This window comes from Streptomyces sp. XM83C (assembly GCF_023072675.1).
Lineage (GTDB): Bacteria > Actinomycetota > Actinomycetes > Streptomycetales > Streptomycetaceae > Streptomyces > Streptomyces thermocoprophilus.
Map to the genome: position 1 here is coordinate 1 of NZ_JALLGL010000551.1, position 1564 is coordinate 1564.

1 protein-coding gene is annotated in these 1564 nt (G+C 73.2%); it reads left to right on the plus strand.

Features of this window, described 5'->3' with window-relative positions; all coding sequences use genetic code 11:
* Positions 1–74: 74 nt before the first annotated feature.
* A partial coding sequence (locus MTQ10_RS30265) for a DNA polymerase III subunit gamma and tau (RefSeq protein WP_247473832.1) occupies positions 75–1564 on the plus strand: 1490 nt, incomplete at its 3' end.

Sequence of the window (1564 nt, forward strand, 5' to 3'; positions counted from 1 at the left end):
GCCCGGGGCCCGGGCGGGGGCGGGGCGTCTTGGGGCGGTCCGCTTTGTCAGTGGGCGCCTATAACCTCGTAGGCGTGTCGTCTCTCGCGCTGTACCGCCGCTATCGCCCGGAGTCGTTCGCCGAGGTCATCGGGCAGGAGCATGTCACCGACCCGTTGCAGCAGGCGCTGCGGAACAACCGGGTCAATCACGCGTACCTGTTCAGCGGTCCGCGCGGCTGCGGCAAGACGACCAGTGCGCGCATCCTCGCGCGGTGCCTGAACTGCGAGCAGGGCCCCACGCCCACCCCGTGCGGCGAGTGCCAGTCCTGCCGTGACCTCGCCCGCAACGGGCCAGGGTCGATCGATGTCATCGAGATCGACGCCGCGTCCCACGGCGGTGTGGACGACGCCCGTGAGCTGCGCGAGAAGGCCTTCTTCGGGCCCGCCTCCAGCCGCTACAAGATCTACATCATCGACGAGGCCCACATGGTCACGTCGGCCGGTTTCAACGCGCTGCTCAAGGTCGTCGAGGAGCCGCCGGAGCATCTGAAGTTCATCTTCGCGACCACCGAGCCCGAGAAGGTCATCGGCACCATCCGGTCGCGCACGCACCACTACCCCTTCCGGCTCGTGCCTCCCGGCACCCTGCGGGACTACCTCGCCGAGGTGTGCCAGAAGGAGAAGATCGCCGTCGAGGACGGTGTGCTGCCGCTCGTCGTGCGCGCCGGCGCCGGGTCCGTGCGTGACTCCATGTCCGTCATGGACCAGCTCCTCGCCGGTGCCGGCGAGGACGGTGTGACATACGCCATGGCCACCGCCCTCCTCGGCTACACGGACGGCTCGCTGCTCGACTCCGTCGTCGAGGCGTTCTCCTCCGGCGACGGCGCCGCCGCGTTCGAGGTCGTCGACCGCGTCATCGAGGGCGGCAACGACCCCCGCCGTTTCGTCGCCGACCTGCTGGAGCGGCTGCGCGACCTGGTGATCCTCGCCGCCGTGCCCGACGCCGCCGAGAAGGGCCTCATCGACGCCCCCGCCGACGTCATCGAACGGATGCAGGCCCAGGCACGCTCCTTCGGTGCCGCCGAGCTGAGCCGCGCCGCCGACCTGGTCAACGAGGGCCTCACCGAGATGCGCGGGGCCACCTCGCCCCGCCTCCAGCTCGAACTGATCTGCGCGCGCGTGCTGCTGCCCGCCGCCTACGGCGACGAGCGGTCCGTCATGGCCCGCCTCGACCGCATCGAACGCGGCGTCAACTTCTCTGCCGGAACCGGTCTGCCCGCCATGGGATACGTGCCCGGTCCGGACGCGCACGCTGCCCCGCCTGCCGCCGGGGGCGCTCCGATCCCGCCCGGAGGCGGAGCCGCCGCAGCCCGTGCCGCCGTACGCGGGTCCGGGGCCGCCGCCCCTTCCGGCGCTCCCGCCGCAGGACCGGGCGGTGTGCCCACCGGTCCGCCCGCCGGCGGGCCGGCCGGTACGCCCGAGGCGCCCGGCGGCGGTACGACCGTTCCCGCCCCCGCACCTGCCCCTGCTCCCGCGCCGGCCGGGGCTGCCGTGGGCCAGCCGCCGGGACGCCGGCCTCCTCC